This is a genomic window from Streptomyces sp. NPDC006208, assembly GCF_040613775.1.
Classification (GTDB): Bacteria; Actinomycetota; Actinomycetes; order Streptomycetales; family Streptomycetaceae; genus Streptomyces.
Genome location: NZ_JBEXSW010000039.1, coordinates 25,193 through 41,660, shown reverse-complemented (window position 1 = coordinate 41,660; position 16,468 = coordinate 25,193). Strand labels below are relative to the sequence as shown.

19 protein-coding genes and 1 pseudogene are annotated in these 16,468 nt (G+C 71.6%); 2 read left to right on the top strand and 18 right to left on the bottom strand.

Annotated elements, in window-relative coordinates; translation table 11 throughout:
* Positions 1-270 precede the first annotated feature (270 nt).
* Genes ABZ208_RS28155 through ABZ208_RS28120 form a run of 8 tightly spaced genes read right to left on the bottom strand, consistent with a single transcriptional unit; the run spans position 271 to position 5,662 of the window.
* Positions 271-582, bottom strand: a complete 312-nt coding sequence (locus tag ABZ208_RS28155) for an antibiotic biosynthesis monooxygenase family protein (RefSeq protein ID WP_356912253.1) — start codon at positions 580-582, stop codon at positions 271-273.
* Positions 572-922, bottom strand: coding sequence for an antibiotic biosynthesis monooxygenase family protein (locus ABZ208_RS28150; RefSeq protein WP_356912252.1), 351 nt, complete (start codon positions 920-922; stop codon positions 572-574). Before ABZ208_RS28150 ends, ABZ208_RS28155 begins: the two co-directional genes overlap by 11 nt.
* Positions 922-1,674, bottom strand: coding sequence for an SDR family oxidoreductase (locus ABZ208_RS28145; protein WP_356912251.1), 753 nt, complete (start codon positions 1,672-1,674; stop codon positions 922-924). Before ABZ208_RS28145 ends, ABZ208_RS28150 begins: the two co-directional genes overlap by 1 nt.
* 23 nt (positions 1,675-1,697) lie before the next feature.
* Entirely contained in the window at positions 1,698-2,159 is a 462-nt protein-coding gene (locus ABZ208_RS28140) for a DUF1772 domain-containing protein (protein ID WP_356912250.1), read from the bottom strand.
* 14 nt (positions 2,160-2,173) lie between these two features.
* On the bottom strand, positions 2,174-2,641 hold the full coding sequence (locus tag ABZ208_RS28135) for an SRPBCC family protein (RefSeq protein WP_356912249.1): 468 nt from the start codon (positions 2,639-2,641) through the stop codon (positions 2,174-2,176).
* A gap of 50 nt (positions 2,642-2,691) precedes the next feature.
* Positions 2,692-3,951, bottom strand: coding sequence for a ketosynthase chain-length factor (locus ABZ208_RS28130; RefSeq protein ID WP_356912248.1), 1,260 nt, complete (start codon positions 3,949-3,951; stop codon positions 2,692-2,694).
* A gap of 2 nt (positions 3,952-3,953) precedes the next feature.
* The gene (locus ABZ208_RS28125; protein ID WP_356912247.1) at positions 3,954-5,231 is read right to left on the bottom strand and encodes a beta-ketoacyl-[acyl-carrier-protein] synthase family protein; all 1,278 of its coding nucleotides are present in this window, start codon (positions 5,229-5,231) and stop codon (positions 3,954-3,956) included.
* On the bottom strand, positions 5,228-5,662 hold the full coding sequence (locus ABZ208_RS28120; RefSeq protein ID WP_356912246.1) for a cupin domain-containing protein: 435 nt from the start codon (positions 5,660-5,662) through the stop codon (positions 5,228-5,230). Before ABZ208_RS28120 ends, ABZ208_RS28125 begins: the two co-directional genes overlap by 4 nt.
* 183 nt (positions 5,663-5,845) lie before the next feature.
* Between ABZ208_RS28120 and ABZ208_RS28115 the strand changes: the two genes are divergently transcribed.
* Together ABZ208_RS28115 and ABZ208_RS28110 are read left to right on the top strand one after the other, a co-directional pair.
* Positions 5,846-6,232, top strand: coding sequence for a SchA/CurD-like domain-containing protein (locus ABZ208_RS28115; protein WP_328393744.1), 387 nt, complete (start codon positions 5,846-5,848; stop codon positions 6,230-6,232).
* 11 nt (positions 6,233-6,243) lie between these two features.
* Positions 6,244-7,662 carry a multicopper oxidase domain-containing protein gene (locus tag ABZ208_RS28110; protein WP_356912245.1) on the top strand — a complete coding sequence of 473 codons (1,419 nt, stop codon included), beginning with the start codon at positions 6,244-6,246 and terminating at the stop codon, positions 7,660-7,662.
* A 54-nt stretch (positions 7,663-7,716) separates the two neighbouring features.
* Here the strand turns inward: ABZ208_RS28110 and ABZ208_RS28105 are convergent, their stop codons facing one another.
* The 10 genes and pseudogenes from ABZ208_RS28105 to ABZ208_RS28060 all read right to left on the bottom strand — a co-directional run bounded on the left by ABZ208_RS28105 (position 7,717) and on the right by ABZ208_RS28060 (position 16,196).
* Positions 7,717-8,172: a DUF1772 domain-containing protein gene (locus tag ABZ208_RS28105; RefSeq protein ID WP_356912244.1), complete on the bottom strand. Its 456-nt coding sequence runs from the start codon at positions 8,170-8,172 to the stop codon at positions 7,717-7,719.
* Between the two features lie 5 nt (positions 8,173-8,177).
* Positions 8,178-8,558 carry a SchA/CurD-like domain-containing protein gene (locus tag ABZ208_RS28100; RefSeq protein ID WP_356912243.1) on the bottom strand — a complete coding sequence of 127 codons (381 nt, stop codon included), beginning with the start codon at positions 8,556-8,558 and terminating at the stop codon, positions 8,178-8,180.
* A complete protein-coding gene (locus ABZ208_RS28095; protein WP_356912242.1) occupies positions 8,558-9,313 on the bottom strand; it encodes an SDR family oxidoreductase in 756 nt (251 codons plus the stop codon). Before ABZ208_RS28095 ends, ABZ208_RS28100 begins: the two co-directional genes overlap by 1 nt.
* Complete coding sequence (locus ABZ208_RS28090; RefSeq protein ID WP_328405397.1) at positions 9,310-9,597, bottom strand: acyl carrier protein; 288 nt, start codon at positions 9,595-9,597, stop codon at positions 9,310-9,312. The genes ABZ208_RS28095 and ABZ208_RS28090 overlap by 4 nt, the downstream gene beginning before the upstream one ends.
* Positions 9,567-9,905, bottom strand: a complete 339-nt coding sequence (locus ABZ208_RS28085; RefSeq protein WP_328405399.1) for a TcmI family type II polyketide cyclase — start codon at positions 9,903-9,905, stop codon at positions 9,567-9,569. Before ABZ208_RS28085 ends, ABZ208_RS28090 begins: the two co-directional genes overlap by 31 nt.
* Positions 9,906-10,227: 322 nt before the next feature.
* Positions 10,228-10,848: pseudogene (locus ABZ208_RS28080) on the bottom strand (beta-ketoacyl synthase N-terminal-like domain-containing protein); the annotation flags it as partial.
* A gap of 413 nt (positions 10,849-11,261) precedes the next feature.
* Entirely contained in the window at positions 11,262-12,650 is a 1,389-nt protein-coding gene (locus tag ABZ208_RS28075) for an AMP-binding protein (protein WP_356912241.1), read from the bottom strand.
* Positions 12,647-14,350, bottom strand: coding sequence for a thiamine pyrophosphate-binding protein (locus tag ABZ208_RS28070; RefSeq protein ID WP_356912240.1), 1,704 nt, complete (start codon positions 14,348-14,350; stop codon positions 12,647-12,649). The genes ABZ208_RS28075 and ABZ208_RS28070 overlap by 4 nt, the downstream gene beginning before the upstream one ends.
* Entirely contained in the window at positions 14,347-14,946 is a 600-nt protein-coding gene (locus tag ABZ208_RS28065) for a hypothetical protein (RefSeq protein ID WP_356912239.1), read from the bottom strand. Before ABZ208_RS28065 ends, ABZ208_RS28070 begins: the two co-directional genes overlap by 4 nt.
* Positions 14,943-16,196 (bottom strand): aldehyde dehydrogenase family protein, encoded by a 1,254-nt coding sequence (locus ABZ208_RS28060; protein ID WP_356912238.1) that lies wholly within the window; start codon positions 16,194-16,196, stop codon positions 14,943-14,945. Before ABZ208_RS28060 ends, ABZ208_RS28065 begins: the two co-directional genes overlap by 4 nt.
* Between the last annotated feature and the right edge of the window lie 272 nt (positions 16,197-16,468).

Genomic DNA, 16,468 nt, shown 5'->3' with positions numbered 1-16,468 from the left:
GCCGGAGCGGTGAACAGGATGCGATCGCGGGGCGGACGAGAGGCCCGGGGCGTGTCTTCTGGATCAGGCCGGATCAGCGAGCGGGGTCCGGTGCTGGGGCACCGCCCGTGCCCGGAGGGCCACGGGGGACGTCGCAAAGCGGAGGAGACGGGCATGGCGTGAGCCGTGCCGGCCGACGACCAGGCGGCGTGGGGGCACCTCCCCCGCCGAAGGCTGTGGGTGACCAGGGCACGAGAGCCCGGCAAGATCCGAAAGACACGCCCCGGGCCGTCAGTAGGCCGCCTCCACCTCGTAGATGCCGAACGGCACGGCGAGCCGGGTGTCGCGGTACGGACGCAAAGGGGCAGTGTCCTCGCGGTGCCCGGCGCCCTCTTCCCAGCGCCGGAACGCGGCCAGATCGCTCCAGCGGCTCACGACGACGAGCGCGGTGGGGTCGTGCGGGGAGCGCAGCAGCTCGTTGCCGAGCATCCCCGGTACGCCCGCCAGGCGCTTGCTGACCTCGTGGTACGCGGCGCGTACCGCGGCCAGCTGCTCGTCGTCGTGGGCCGCCTGGTGGACCAGGACCCGTACCTCATGCGGCATGTGTGGCGGCCTTGCCCTCGATGTGGGCGATGACCTGCATCGTGTTGAACGAGCCCTTGCCACGGTAGGGGTGGAGCCGTTCACGGTGGGCAAGATGGGCCTCGCTGGACTCGAACTCGCGGAAGCCCACTTCGTCGGTCCAGTCGCTGACGATGAAGTAGACGCTCTCCTCGTCGTTGTCCTTGGACAGCCACTGGCCCAGACAGGCCGGGTGGCCCGTGACCGCCTCGGTGCTGCCGCGCCAGGCCTTCTCGAAGTCGGCCTCCAGGCCGGGGTTGATCTCCATGCGGAGCAGTACCCGGAAGGCGCCCTCGGATCGTGAGTGCTTGCCGTTGGTCATCAGGAGATCCCTCCGTCGACGCCGATGGTGGACCCGGTGACGTACCGGGAGAGGTCGCTGGCCAGCCAGAGGATCGCTCCCGCGACCTCTTCGGGGGTGCCGAGCCGGCCGAGCGCGGTCTTGGCGCTGTAGCGCTCGATCATCAGCTGCTGCTGGTCCGCGGGCATCTTGCGCAGGTTCTCGGTCTCGATGACGCCGAGGGCGACCACGTTGAAGCGGATGCCCTTGGCGCCGAACTCCTTGGCCAGCGAACGGTTCAGGCCGACGAGCGCGGCCTTGGTGGTGGTGTAGTGGGAGCGCAGCGGGATGCCCGCCTCGACCGCCTTGGAGCCGATACTGACCACCGAGGAACCCCTGCGCAGCAGCGGCAGGGCGTTCTGGATCACCAGATGGGTTCCGGTGATGTTGGTGTCGATGATGCGCCGCCACTCGTCGAACGGCAGGTCCGCGTAAGGGATGTGGCTGATGGCGCCCGCGTTGTTCACCACGAGGTCGAGCCGGGCGAACTGCTCCTTGGCCTGGGCCAGGAGGGCTGCGACATCGTCCGGGTCGGAGACGTCGGCCCGCATGACATGGTGGTTGCCGCCTGTCTCCTTGAGTTCCTTCTCCAGCGAGGTGACCGCGTCGCCGGAGTTCTGGTAGCAGGTCAGGACATCGACGCTGGCCTCGGCCAGCGCTTTGACGATCCCCCGGCCGACCCCTCGGGTGCCACCGGTGACCAGGGCTTTCTTGCCCTTGAGACCGAGATCCATGAATTCCTCCGCAAGAGTGTCAGTCAGAGCAGCAGTGCGAGGGCGGCGCAGTTGACCAGCAACGCGAGCAGGGTGAGCACGCTGCGCCGGTGGTTCCACGCGCCCCAGTTCCAGCGCGGGTCGTTGGCCTCGAAGTCGTCGGGCAGGTTGTCCGGATCGAGGGTCTGCACCCATTTGTTGACCGGGACGTTCTTGGTCAGTGAGATGGTGACGGTGGCCGCGGCGAGCACGGCGCCCACGATGAACAGGGCGCGTACGGCCGCCTCCGGCGCGATCACCGCCAGGACGGCGTCGCCGATCAGCGTCCCGAGCAGGCACAGCGGCATCGCCGGGTCGTAGCGTGTGGCGAAGAAGGCGTGTGCGTGTACGTAGCGGTCGGCGGGCAGGGCCGCGAGCAGCGGCCAGCCGCCGAGCTGGGTGCCGAACAGCACGCCGGCGGCCAGGCCGTTGACGAGGACCACCACGGGGACCAGATAGGCGATCACCGTAGGAAACCTCCTCAGCCTGCCGTGGCGCGGCGGGCCGCTTCGGCCTCGACCTTCTGCTTGATCAGGTTCATCTGGATGCCCGTGTTGCGGTTGAGGTGCTCGGTCATTCCGGCGTCGCTGGCCGGGGCCTCCGGCTTCATGTGGAAGTCCTGCACCCAGCGCATCCGTACGCCGCCGGCCTCCTGGGTGTACTCCCAGAACAGCCGCATGAACTCGAACGGGCCGGTCTCCACGCGGTGGGCGTGGACGGTGCGGCTCTCCGGGTCGGGGATGCGGCGGGAGACCCAGCTCCACACATTGCCGTCCTCGTCGGGGTGCATGGTCAGCCGGAAGGTGATCTCCCGGCCCTCCTCCTCGAGGATCTCCACGGAGGCGTACTCGCTGAAGAGCTGCGGCCAGGACTTGAGATCGTTGGTCATGTCCCAGACCAGGTCCATCGGCGCTTCGATCACGATGCTGTTGTCGGTGTGTCCCGCCATGACGGCCTCCTGCCGTGAGTCGGTTGGCGCGGTTGTCGGCCGGCCCGGGTTCAGCCCGCCCGGCCGAGGACGAGCGCCGCGTTGAAGCCGCCGTGTCCGCGGGCGACGACGAGCGCGGTACGCAGCTCCTGGTGGCGCGGTTCGCCGAGCACGAGGTCGATCTCGTGCCCAGGGGCCGGTGCGGTGGGGCCCACGGTGTGCGGGATCACCTGATCGCGCAGCGCGAGCAGGGCTGTTGCGACATCCAGGGGCGCACCGCCGCCGTACAGCCGGCCGGTCAGCGTCTTGGGAGCGGTGACCGGTACGCCGCGCGGTCCGAAGATCGCGGCGAGCGCCTCGGCCTCGGTCAGATCGGCCGAGGGCACGCCGAGCGCGTCGGCGAACACCACGTCGACGGCGTCCGGTCGGATTCCGGCGTCGGCCAGTGCGGCCGCGATGGTGCGGCGCAGCGCCGGGGGCCGGTCGGAGGCAATGGTGTCGGGCCCGGCGGCGGAGGGCGGCGGAGGGTCGAAGCCCGCCGCGTAGCCGAGGACCTGGCCGTAGATCTTCTGGGCGCCGCGGGCCTCGGCGGCCTCGGCGCTCTCGACGATCAGCATCGCGCCGCCCTCGCCGGGCAGATAGCCCGACGCCTCGCTGTCGAAGGGCAGATAGGCGCGGGCCGGGTCCTGCACGGTCGACAGGTTGCCGGTGGACAGCTGGGCGGTCAGCCCGTACGGGCACAGGGACGCGTCGGTGCCGCCGGTCACGACGAGCCTCGATCCGGTACGGATCAGGCGGCGTGCCTGGCCGATGGCGTCGAGGCCGCCGGCCTGCTCGGTGCAGATCACGCCGCAGGGGCCGCGCAGCCCGTGCCGTATGGAGACCTGGCCGGTGGTGGCGGCGTAGAACCAGGCGATGGACTGGTAGGCGCCGACCCACTCGGGGTTGTGCTGGTAGAGGTTCTCCATCTCGTGCTGGCCGAACTCGGTCCCTCCGGAGGAGCTGGAGGTCACCACGGCCAGCTCGTACTCGGGCAGTTCGGCCGGGTTGACGTCGGCGTCGTTGATGGCGGCCTCGGCCGCGGACAGGCCCAGATGGGTCCAGCGGTCGGTCTGCTGGATGAGCCGGCTGGGCACCTGTTCCTTGGCCACGAAGCCCGGCACCTCGCCCGCCAGGCGGACCGGGTACGCGGACGGGTCGAAGCGGCTGATCCGTCCGATCGCCGGCTGCCCGCCGAGTACGGCGGACCAGTGGGCCTCGGCGGTGAGGCCGGTGGGCGCGACGACGCCGAGTCCGGTGATGACGGGGGCCTTGGCCGTTGCTGTGGTCACCGTCAGCTCCTTGTGTTCCGGGCCGCGCCGTGGCGGGCCAGCAGCATGGCGCTCTGGAACCCGCCGAATCCGCTGCCGACGCTGAGGACGACGTCCATCCGGTGCTCCCGGGCGGTCAGCGGGACGTAGTCCAGGTCGCACTCCGGGTCGGAGGTGCGCAGATTGGCGGTGGGCGGCACGACCTGGCGGTCCAGCGCGAGGGCACATGCCGCGACCTCGATGGAGCCGATGGCGCCGAGCGAGTGGCCGACCATCGACTTGATCGAGCTGACGGGGACCTTGTACGCGTGGCCGCCGAGGGTGCGCTTGAACGCGGCGGTCTCGTGCCGGTCGTTCTGCTTGGTGCCCGAGCCGTGGGCGTTGATGTAGTCCACGGAGCTCGCGTCGAGACGGGCCCGGTCCAGTGCCACCTTGATCGCCTCGGCCATCTCGCGGCCGTTGGCCTTGAGGCCGGTCATGTGGAAGGCGTTGCTGCGGCCGGCGAAGCCGACGAGCTCGCCGTAGATGTGGGCGCCGCGGGCCTCGGCGGCCGACTTCTCCTCCAGGACCATCACGGCGGAGCCCTCGGCGAGGACGAAGCCGTCACGGTCCTGGTCGAACGGCCGGGAGGCGTGCTCCGGGTCGTCGTTGTTGGGCGAGGTGGCCTTGATGGCGTCGAAGCAGGCGGAGGTGATCGGGGAGAGCGGGGCGTCGGTCGCTCCGGTGAGCACGACGTCCGCGGTGCCCTCCTCGATCAGCTGGGCGCCGTGCCCGATCGAGTCGAGTCCGCTGGTGCAGCCGGTGGAGATCAGGGCGACGGGTCCTTCGGCGCCCACCTCCCAGGCGACCTCGACGGCCAGGGTGCTGGGCACCATGTAGCCGTACAGGTGCGGCACTCCGTAGGTGTGGTCCACCAGCCAGTGCTTGCCGGCGTCGCTGAGCAGGACGTACTCCTCCTCGAGCCCCATGGTGCAGCCGACCGCACTGCCGATGCTGACGCCGATGCGCTCGGGCGGGGTGTTCGCAAAATCGACTCCGCTGTCCGCCACGGCCTCGCGGGCCGAGACGACGGCGAACTGGGCCGCGCGGTCCATCCGCCGTATCTGGCGTGCGTTCAGCCCCGCGGCTGCCGGGTCGAAGTCGGCCTCGGCCGCCACCTGGGAGCGGAAGGCGCTGGGGTCGAACAGCGAGATCCGGCGGGTGGCGGTGCGGCCGGCGGTGAGCAGGTCCCAGAAGGCCTCCCTGCCCACTCCGCCCGGCGCGACGACGCCTATACCGGTGATGACCGCTCTGCGGCTCACCGGGCACCGCCCACCTGGGGGTTGGACTCCTCGGGCCGCTGGACCTTCTCGGTGTCCACATGCCCGAGCTCGGGCTTGGGTGCGAGCGGCGAGAGATGGAAGGCACCCTTCGCGGTCTCGCTGCCGGTGTTGACGAGCCGGTGCCGTACCCCGATGGGCACGAGCAGCGAGTCGCCCGGCCCGAGCGTGATGGGCTGGCCGTCCATGGTCATCTCCAGCTGGCCGGAAATGACGTGCAGGAACTCCTCGGAATATGGGTGGTAGTGCTCGGTGACGAAGTCGCCCGGCTCCAGGGTCAGTACACCGCCGAAACCGGAAGTGCACCCCACTGTCCTGGGGCTGAGCGTCGTCCGGATGTCGCCGCCGCGCCGGGTGTTGGCCTCGACGTCGTCAGCGTGCACCCGCACGGTGCGCGTGATCTCGGTGGTCACTGCCCGCCTCCTCAACGACCTGGTCCGTCCAGTGGCTCGAACCGTCCCAGCCGTACCTAAAGACCGGCTCGAAGAAGCGTTGATGTTCCAGCGGAGCGGGACGGGTGTACCGGCGCTCGAGCACCTGGCGAGCGCGGTGCCGTGCGATGGCCGGGCAGGAGTCCACCCGATCAGGGAGCAGCCATGCCCTTCGCCGCCATCACGTACGACATCAAGGCCGGCTACGAGAAGGAGATCACCGAGATCTTCACCGGCTTCCGCAGGGTGGGCTCGCCCGTCGTCAAGGACGACGGGGGCGAGGAGAGCGCCCGCATTCTGTCCACCGCGGTCTTCATCCGCGACGACACGATGGTCCGGGTCATCGAGTACGAGGGGGATCTGCGCGCCATCGCGCGGCACATGGCGGTCCAGCCGGGCGTGCGCGAGGTCGAGGAGAGGCTCGCCCCCTATCTGACCAGGCCGCGTGCGACGGACACCGTCGAAGGCTTCGTCGCCACGTTCGAGCGGTCGCTGCTGACCTGTATGGCGCAGATGTCCGTGCGTGACGCGCCTCGCCCGTCCACGAGCTGAGGGAGATGTACGTGCTGAACCGCAGAAGTCTGCTCAAGGCGGGTGCGGCGGCCGGTGTGCTGGCCGCCGTACCCGCCGCTCTTGTCCTCGGCACGCCGCCCAGGCGCGCCGCGGCGGCCACCACCCCGTTCACGGTGCCGCTCAGGGTGCCGAGGCCGCTGCGGCCGACGCGGCTGGCCGACCACGATCTGTACCGGCTGACGTCGCGGGACGCCGATGTGGCGATCCTGCCCGGGACGACGTCCCGGGTCCGGACCCTGGGCGGGGCGCTGAGCCCGCTGATCGTGGCGCGGCGCGGCCGGCCGGTGATCATCGAGCAGGCCAATGCGCTCGATGTCCCGTTCTCGATGCACCTGCACGGCGGGCATGTCCCGGCGCACTCGGACGGCCACCCCGACAACGAGGTGGCTCCCGGCCGCTCACGGCTGTTCCGCTACCCGAACAACCAGCCCGCCTCCACGATGTGGGTGCACGACCACTCGCACCACGCGCACGCGGAGAACATCTACCGGGGCGCCGCGGCCACCTATGTGCTCACCGACCCCGCCGAGGACGCGCTGCCGCTGCCGAAGGGGCAGTACGACGTCACGCTGCAGCTGCGCGACGCGAAGATCGAGGACGACGGCACGCTCGTGTACGACCTGCACGGCTTCCAGGACCGGCCGACGTTCCTGGTGAACGGCTCGCCCAGGCCCTACTTCGAGGTCGCGGCCCGCAAGTACCGCTTCCGGCTGCTCAACACCTCCAACGAGCGGGCCTTCGTGCTGCGGCTCGGCGAGGGCGAGGAGTTCACGCACATCGCCACCGACGGCGGGCTGCTGCCCGCTCCGGTGCCGAGCCGGATCCTGCAGGTGTGGCCGGCCGAACGGCAGGAGATCGTCATCGACTTCTCCCGGTACCCGGTCGGTTCGAAGGTCGTGCTGTCGACGATGATGACGTTCCCTGGTGAGGCGCCGGAGGTGATGCGCTTCGACGTGGTGCGTACGGCGGCCGACCCGAGCAGCGTGCCCGCGACGCTGCGGCCGGTTGCGGACCTGGGGACACCGGTGGTGGAGCGGACGTTCGCCATGTCCTTCGACCCGCGCAGCCAGCAGCATCTGATCAACGGCAAGCCGTTCGACGTGAACCGGATCGACTTCCGGCCGAAGCTCGGCGTCACGGAGATCTGGACGATCGAGAACAAGGACGTGGACTTCACCATCCCGCACTCGCTCCACCCGCACCTGGAGCACTTCCAGGTGGTCGACCGCAACGGCAGTCCGGCCGGTCCGGGCGAGGCGGGGTGGAAGGACACCATCACGGTGATGCCCGGCGAGAGCGCCCGGATAAAGATCAGGTTCACCGACCACACCGGGAAGTTCATGTTCCACTGCCATCTGATGGGTCATCTGACGATGGGAATGATGGGCCAGATGGAGATGGTGCGCTGACCTCGCCGTACCACGCCTCGCCTGCACAGCGAACCGCCGCGGCGGTCACCGTGATCAGATCACGGTGACCGCCGCGGCGTTGAGCACGAGAGCGATGAGGGCGAGCAGGGTGCGCAGCAGGTGCCAGCGCCGCCACAGCGGGCGCGGGTCCTGCCAATCGGCCGGCAGGTCGTCGGGGTTGTCGACGGCCTTCACCCGGCGGTTGATCGGCACGTTGCACAGATGCGAGACGGCGGAGACCCCCAGCAGCAGCACCGCAGCGGCGGCGAACAGCAGCTGTGCCGTGCCGTCGTCGGCGACCACGGCCAGCCAGCCGGCCAGCAGCGTCGAGGTCAGGACGACGACGGGCATGGTCGGGTCCCAGTTGCGGCCCAGCAGCTTGTGCGCGTACACGTAGGTGGAGGTCTCCATGGCGAAGAGCGCGGGCAGCACACTCAGCGCCACGGCGAACAGCACCCCCGCGGTGACCCCGCTGCCGAGGAGAACAGCTGTCCCCAGCACCTCGGTCATGGCACTCAGGTCCCGGCCGGGTGGGTGTCGACGGTGAGCTGGGCGATGGAGCGCATCGTGGCGTTGCGGAAGTACGCCGCGAAGCCGGCCGGTGAGCTGGTGTCGCGCTCCTCGGCCAGGTACGGCTGGAGCTTCTCCTCCAGGATGTGCACGCCCTTCTGGGTGGCCATGTGGCGGCCGACGGCGGCGAAATCGCCCTCGTAGTGGATGACGCGCACCATCACGTCGTCCTTGATGAACACGCCGGTGCCGAGCAGGCGTCCGGCGGCCCCGCCGTCGTCGCCCTTGAAGTCGGGGGTGTCGACGCGGGTGAAGTTCGCGAAGATCTCGGCGATCTCGTCCTCGTGCCCGGGCTTGACCCGGTAGGTGATCGCTGCGTACGGCATCAGATTCCTCCATCGACGGTGATCGTGGCGCCGGAGACGTAGCGGGACGCGTCCCCCGCCAGGAAGAGCACGGTTCCGGCCACGTCCTCGGGACGGCCGAGACGGCCCAGCGCGGTCATCGCGGCGATCCGCTCCCTCAGCTGGGGCGGCAGATCTCCGCCGGTCTCGGGCTCGGTGACGCCCGGAGCCACTGTGTTGACACGGATTCCGCGCGGCCCGAGCTCCTTGCACAGCGCCCGTGAGAAGCCGACGAGTGCTGCCTTGGAGGCGGAGTAGTGGGCGCTGAAGGGCCGGCCGCGCAGGGCGACCGACGAGCCGATGTTGACGATGGAAGCGCCCTCGGCCAGAAGTTCGAGCACGGCCTGGGTGACCAGATAGGCGGAGGTCACATTGTGGTCGAACAGGCGCTGCCACTCGGCCGCGTCCAGGTCGCCGAACTTGGCGTGACCGTCGACTCCGACGTTGTTCACCAGTACCTCGAGCCCCCCGAGCTGGTCGCGGCAGGCCTTGGCCAGCGTGCGGGCGCCCTCGGCGGTGGTGACGTCGGCGCGTACGGTCAGATGTCCCTCGCCGAGAGCGTTCAGCTCCCGGGCGAGGGATGCGGCGGCCTCGCCGTCCCTGCTGTGACCGGCCACCACCTGGGCTCCGGCGCGGGCGAAGGCCAGTGCCGCCGCCCGGCCGATCCCGCGGGTGCCCCCGGTCACGAGCACCCGCTTCCCGGCGAGGCCCGAGACGCCGGCGTCTTCCGTGCTCATGCCGCCTCGGGCAGGCTTGCGTTGATCATCTTCAGCAGCAGCCGGGGCGTCTCGGCCTCGACGACCGCGTCGTCGGAGAGCTCGACGCCCCGCTCCCGCTTGATGACACCGGTGACCTGCAGCAGTGCCAGGGAGTCGTAGCCGAGATCGATGAACGGCACGTCGAGCACCGCATCGCTGTCGAGGTCGATGCCCTCGGACTCACCGGCGCATTCGCGGAGCTTGTCGGCAAGCTCCGGCAGGGTGAACTGGCTCACTGGATCCGCCCTCCGTCCTTGGTCCATATGTAGAAGGCCTGCGCCATGGCGTCCTTGGGCTCGCGCCAGTTGGGGTCGTACGGCGAGACGCACTTGGCGAGGCGGGTGTTGATGTCGTCGTAAAGGGGGTGACTGCGGGCCTGGTACAGCCTCGGGCTGATGTCCTCGTCGGCCTCGACGAGATGGAAGTAGAGATCGTGGAAGGTGAACAGCGACCGCCTCGTCACACCGATCATGTGGGGCAGCTCGCTCGAGTCGGACTCCTCGAAGATCTTGGCGATGTCGCCGGCCTTGCCCGGCTCCATCCGAGCCACTATGAGCGTCCGGTGTGCCACCGTCGGCCTCCTTCGTGGAAAGTGCTGGACAGCCCGGTGATTGACGGGCTTCGAGCACCGTGGCAGGCGGCGGTGGAGCGCCGCTCGACCGGCCGTCCAACGTCCTTGGGGCGGCCGGGAATTCGCCCGGACCCCGGTGCGGCGCGGGTGGGCCGCGCCCGCGCCGCCCGTGCGGTGCGGTCAGTACGAGAGCGGAGTTGTTGCCGGCGAACCCGAAACTGTTGACCAGAGCGGTGCGCGGCGCTCCGGGCAGGTGCCGGGCCGCGGTCAGTACGCGCAGGCGACGGCCGCTCGGTTCCGGGGAGGTGAGTCCGGGGGTGCCCGGGGCGATGCCGGTGTGCAGGAATCCGAGGGCGGCGGCCAGCCCCGGAGCGGACGAGGCGTGCATCAGATGTCCGATGCCGCCCTTGTGGCCGCTGACCGGGACGGCGTGCCAGCCGCGACGGGCGCCGACCACGTCCAGGGCGGCGAGTTCGGCGGTGTCGCCCTGGATCGTTCCGGAAGCGTGGGCGTGGATGTAGCCGACGGTGTCGAGCCCGGCGTCCTCGAGGGCGGCGGTGACGCACTCCGCGATGGCGTCCTCGTCGGACGCGGCCGGGCTGCGGCCGCCCACCCTGGCGGCGGTGCCGGCCAGGCCGGCCAGCGGACGCGCCCCGCGCCGGGAGGCGCAATCGGCGCGCTCCAGCAGCAGGGCGCCCGCGCCCTCGCCGAGGCTGGTGCCGTCGCGTTCGGTGTCGAAGGGGCGGGCGCCGGTCGGGCTGAGCGCGCCCGTGACCGCCATGCCCGCGTACTCGTAGGAGTTGAGCACGAAGCTGCCGACGACGAGTGCGGCGGTGCCGCAGCGGGAGCGCAGCCAGGTGCGGGCGTAGTCGAGGGCGAAGGAGAGGGAGGCACAGGCCTGGGAGAGATGGACGGTCTCGGTGTGCGGACCGTTGCCGGGCATGTCGTCGGCCGAGGGGCCGGCGAGCTCGAGGCGTCCCCAGCGAGGTCCGGGCGTCGCACGGTACGCAGGATCGGGGGCCAGGGGTGTCTGACCTGCTGTCACCAGTAAGGTGCTGGTGCCGAGTTCACAAAGGCCGGCCTGGTTCAGCGCCTGAGCGGCGGCGGCGCGGGCGAGACGGCCGCGCCGCGTCGCGGGGTCGGTGTCGCGCACCGGACGTGCGTCGGCGACCGCGGCGGTCACGGCGCACCGGAAGCCGTCCGCGGCGAGCGCCGGGTGCGGGCGCAGGGCCCTGGAGCCGGCGAGCAGCCCGCTCCAGTAGGCACCGGTGCCGCTGCCGTAGGCGGTGATCAGGCCCATGCCGGTGATCACGGTGTCGGGTGCGGTGTGCCGGACGCGTCGGTCCGGCGGCCTCGTCATGGGCACCGACCTCCCGATGCGGCGGCGAGCCGGCGCAGCTGCTGCCGGTCGGCCTTGCCGCCGGGCAGCCTCGGCAGCGTACCGATCCGGATGACACGTGGCCGCAGCAGCGGCGGCAGGCTCCGGTGGCAGCGGGTCCGCAGGGCTCGTTCGCTGGGCGGGCGCCCGGGGTCGGCGGGCTCGACGAACGCGAACACCGCGTCCCCGTGGGCCTGTTGGGTGGGAACTCCCACCACGACGGCGTCGGCGACGGCATCGTCGGCCCGCAGCACGTCCTCGACGACAGCCGGTGCGTGGTTCTCCCCGAGCACGATGATGATGTCCTTGAGGCGGCCGAGCACACTGAGGAATCCGTCGGCGTCCAGCGATCCGGTGTCGCCGGTACGCAGCCAGCCGTCGTCGGACAGCGCCTCGGCCGTGGCGTCGGGGCGGCCGAGGTATCCGGTCATCAGCCCGGGGCCGCTGACCTGGATCTCGCCGGTGCCGTCAGCGATCCGGACGGCGGTGCCGGGCAGCACGGTGCCGACCGTTCCGGCACGCAGGTGCCCGTCCGAGGACAGGGCGACATTGGGTCCGGCCTCGGTGAGCCCGTAACCGTCGTGCACGGGTGCGCCGACGACCCACTGGAAGTGCGCGGCGACGGGGGTGGGAAGTACCGCACCACCGCAGCCCCGGACCTTCAACGACCGCAGCCCGTCGCGCAGTCGGGGGTCGGACTCGGCGGCCCTGGCGAGCAGGGCGTAGAGGAAGGGGACGCCGTCGAGGGACGTCGTACGACGGCCGGCGACATCGGCGGCGACCGCTTCGGGGCGCAGCGCGGTGTGCAGGTTCAGCTCGCCGCCGAGCCTGCGCCAGATGCCGAACACACTGTGTCCGTAGGCGTGGTTGAGCGGCAGGGGAAGCAGGAGTGCGTCGTCGCCGTCGATGCCGAGGTGCTGCGCGGTGGCGTGGGCCTGATAGTCGAGGGCGGCACGGGTGAGGACGACCGCCTTGGCGGGTCCGGAGCTGCCGGAGGTCCAGAACAGGGCGCCGGTGCCCGGGGCGGGCGGCGCTGCGCGGGGTGTGCGCGTCGCGGTGACGAGCGGGGCGAGCTCTCCCCCGCGTGTCGTCGCGGCGGGCGAGGCCACGGCACCGACCTCGGCGGGCCAGTGCTGCTCGGCGCCCTGGTGTCCGCGGAGGAAGAGGGGTGCTCCCACCTGTTCGGCGGCAAGGGCGGTGACGAGCACGGCGGGCCCGGTCGTCGCATCCACGCCGACGGCGAGAGGCGGGTCGGCGGGGCCGAGTTCACGGGCCACGGCCCTGGCGGTCCGTTCGACCGCGGTACGCAGGGCGGTGGCGGCGATGGGCTCGCCGTCGATGACGAGGCGGCGGGGAACGGGGTTCATCTCTCGTCTCCCATGTCGTGGCCGGAGGCCAGGAACAGCCGGCGGATGCCCGGCGGTACGTCGTCCTCGGGCACCTTGACGCGGACCAGGGCGATCCGGCCCGCTTCGGCGCACCTGCGGGCGCGGAGCAGCGCGAGCGGGATGGCGGCGACGGAGTCCGGGATTTCGGCGCTGCCGCCGAGGGCGCGGACCACGTCGTCGACCGGCAGCGGCCGGGCGAACCGGGTGAGGCCCGTGGGCGCGCCGGCTTCGCGGCGCAGCAACCGGGGCCAGCCGTAGCCCTGGTTGTCGAGGACGAGCAGGACGAGACCGATGCCGAGTTCCGCGGCGGTGGGCAGCGCATCCAGGCCCATTTCGGCGGCGCCGTCTCCGCACACCACGACAGTGGGACGGTCCTTGGCGGCGAGGGCGACCCCGGGCGCCGCGGCGAGCCCGAAGCCGAGCATCGTCTGTTCGCCCGGCACGACGGTGCGCCCGCGCGGCCCGACGCGATGGACGGGCCAGTGGTAGGACCAGATGTCGTTCGCGCCGTTGTCGTGGACGGTGACGGCGTCGGGGAACACCTCGGCGAGTGCGGCGAGCGCGGCACGGGCGGGTGAACCGGCCAGGTCGCCGTCGGCCGTCCAGCCGAGCCATGCCCTGCGGCGGGCCAGCAGCGCGCTCCGCAGCCAGGCGGCACGCTGCTCGGTGCGCTCCCCCAGCAGAGCGGTGAGGGGGGCCAGGGACAGGGCGGCGTCGCCGAGCAGTGCGGCCGCGGGTTCGGCCACCCCCGCGCCGAACGCCTCCGGGTCGCTGTCGAGCTGCACGAGGCGGAGGGAGTCCAGGGTGTCCCAGCCCAGGCGGGCGGTCTCCTCCAGCCGGGTGCCCACGGCGAGCAGGGTGTCGGCGCCGCACTGGACGGTCTCCAGCGGCGGTGTGGCGTACAGGCCGACGCTGCCGCACACCAGGGGATGGTCCTCGGGAACGCTGCCGCGGCCGGCTGCCGTGGTCATCACGGGGGCGCCCCAGCGCTCGGCGAGCGCCAGCGCGGCGGGGCCCGCGCCGGCCGCGCGAGCACCGCCACCGAGAAGGAGCAGCGGTCGTTCGGCGCCGGCAAGGAGTGCGGCGGCGCGCCGCAGTGCGTCGTGGTCGGGTACGGACCGCAGCCGGCAGACGGGCCCGCCGTACGACGGGGGCCGGGCGCCGTCCGGGCCGGGAGTGTCGACGGCCTCGTGGGCGACCTCGACAACGCTCACTCCGGGCCGCCCGTTCAGCGCCATGTGGACGGCCCTGCGCAGCGCCCAGGCCAGCGACCCCGCGTCCGGGACCCGGAGGTAGGTGCGGGTGAACGCGGCTGCCAGGGCGGCCTGGTCGACGTCCTGGAAGCCGCCGCGGCCGATGCCCGCGGCGGGGATACGGGTGGTCACCACGACCACGGGGGCGCACACCGAGTCGGCCTCGACCAGCGCCGTGACGGCGTCGCCGAACGGCGGGCCCGCGCCGAGGGCCAGTACGGCGGGTCGGCCGGTGACCTGGGCGTGGCCGGTCGCCATGCACGCTGCGGTGCGGTGGGCGCGCACCCCGACGGCACGCAGCTCGGGGTGGATGTCCGCGGCGTCCAGGAGTCCGGGTTCGTCGGTGGGCAGTGCGAAGACGGTCTCGCAGCCCGCTTCGGCGAGCGCGTCGGCGGCGCGCCGCCAGGTGGCGGGGACGCCGCTCATGTCCGTACCTCCCAACGGTCCGCGCCGGTTGCGGCGCGCAGCAGCGCGCTGCCGAAGGTGCCGCGCAACTGGTCCGGGTCCCCGGGGTGCATGTCCGTGGTGACGGGGTGCACCGCGCTCTCGGCGCCGCCCGGTGCGAGCAGCCCCGCGACAACCAGGACGCTGTCCTCGCCCGCCGGCCGGCCGTGGACCACCTCGCAGACGACCGCGGCGGGAGCGGTGCCCGAGTCGACCGCGGCGGTGGCCCAGCGCAGTGCGGCCGGGCCCGCTCCGCCCGGGGTCACCAGCGCGTAGCTCGGGCCCGGCCACCGGTGCTCCACGGTGAACCTGCCGAGCAGCAGCGAGGGTTCCAGCGCCAGCGACACCGAGGGCCGCAGTCTTCGGGTGGTGTCCTCGCACCTGGCGACGAACTCGGTGACGGCGAGCAGGCAGTGGTCGGTCGCCGACAGGACGAGGGGCGTGTGGCACGGCACCGGGCCGATCCCGGCCATCAGCGCCTCGAGGACCCGGGTGACCAGGTGCACGGTGCCGGGGCCGGGCCGTCCCGCCCCGGCGACGAGCGGCCTCGCGAACGGCGGGCGGACGCCCACGCTCACCGCAGCGGCCCGGTGATGACGGACCGGCGCAGGCCTGCCTCCATGGACAGCAGCAGGGGCCGGCCGATCAGCCGGCCGTCGCGCCGGATGCTGCTGGCGTGCACCCCGTATCCGCCGAAGGGCTGGTTGCCGTTCTCGGCGTCCAAGGGGGTGGCATTGCGGATGATGACGCCCGTGCCGAGCGTCTCGCCGGTGAGCCGGGGCTCGCCGAGCGCGGAGACGTACATGCCGCGCTCGAGTTCCTCCGGGCTGCGGGCCCATTCGCGGAGCATCTCGGGGTCCTCGTACGGCACGATGCAGAAGACGGGCGAGAACAGCTCGGGCGGGTGGAAACCGGTGCCCTCGGGCAGGACCAGCAGCGACGGTTCGACCAGCAGCCGATCCAGGTCCGTCCCGCCTCCGCAGACGACGTGGTCGGCGTTCTCCGCGAGGAACTCAGCGGCTCCTTCCGCCGCGCCTTCGTAGACGAGCGGGGTCAGCACGGTGTCGGACCAGCTGCGCGCACCGACGGTGAGGACGGAGAGCTCGGCGCGCAGCTGCTCGACGACGGCGTCGAGGCGCAGCCGGTGGACGAAGACGACGTCCGGACACAGGCAGTCCTGGCCGCAGTTGTAGAGCCGGGCCCGCAGGACGGCCCGGCAGGCGGCCGCCGGGTCGGTACGGGGACCGATGACCAGCGGGTTGGGGCCCGATCCCATCAGGAGGAACATCGGCCGCTCGCCGATGTCGTTCATCACCTCGCGCGCATTGGCCGGCCGGCCGGTGAACACGACCGCGTCGGACCCGGCGCAGACCGGCTTGAACTGCCGCTGCGAGACGTCGATCATCTTGATCTTCTGCGCCATGTCCGGGTCGAGGCGCCTGCTGATCTGCCTGTGCACGGCGTACGCCGTGTCACGCACGCGGGCGGAGGGACGGATGATCACCTCGTCGCAGAAGAGCGCGGGGATCAGTCCGTACAGGGTGTACGAGTAGAGGATGTTGTTCGACGGCAGGAAGACCGAGAGCCGGGACAGCTGAGGCGGGCAGTTGCGCGCCAGCTCCCAGGGAGCACCGGTCAACGCCCCCACCGAGCGCAGCAGTTCGTCGCGCGCGCTGCTGTGGGTGGCGATCCGGGTGAGCAGCGGCAGCAGTTCGTCGCGTCCGCTCAGCAGGGCGCTCGCCGACCGCATGGCCTTCCCGTGCGCGGCTTCGAGGTTGGGCCAGGTACGGGTGAAGGACTCCAGAACGGGCATGGACGGGTGGCTCATCGAACTGTCTCCTCGCGGCACGGGGGCGTCTGCGGGCGGGGGTGACCCGTGGCAGGCGGAAACGGTTGTGGGTTGTAGCCGGACCGCCTCCAGCCGCTCTCGAGACCGTCCGACTAGCTTTCCTGCGGCCCTCTATGGATGTACCAGCACGCTCGATTCCCGCTCGCGTCGTCCAGGACCGCGAGCGGCTCCAGTCGTTCTCGAGAGCAAACGGCTAACGTTCAGCGGCCGTTCACATCGTGCAAGGGGACGTGTCCGATGGGACGGGACGA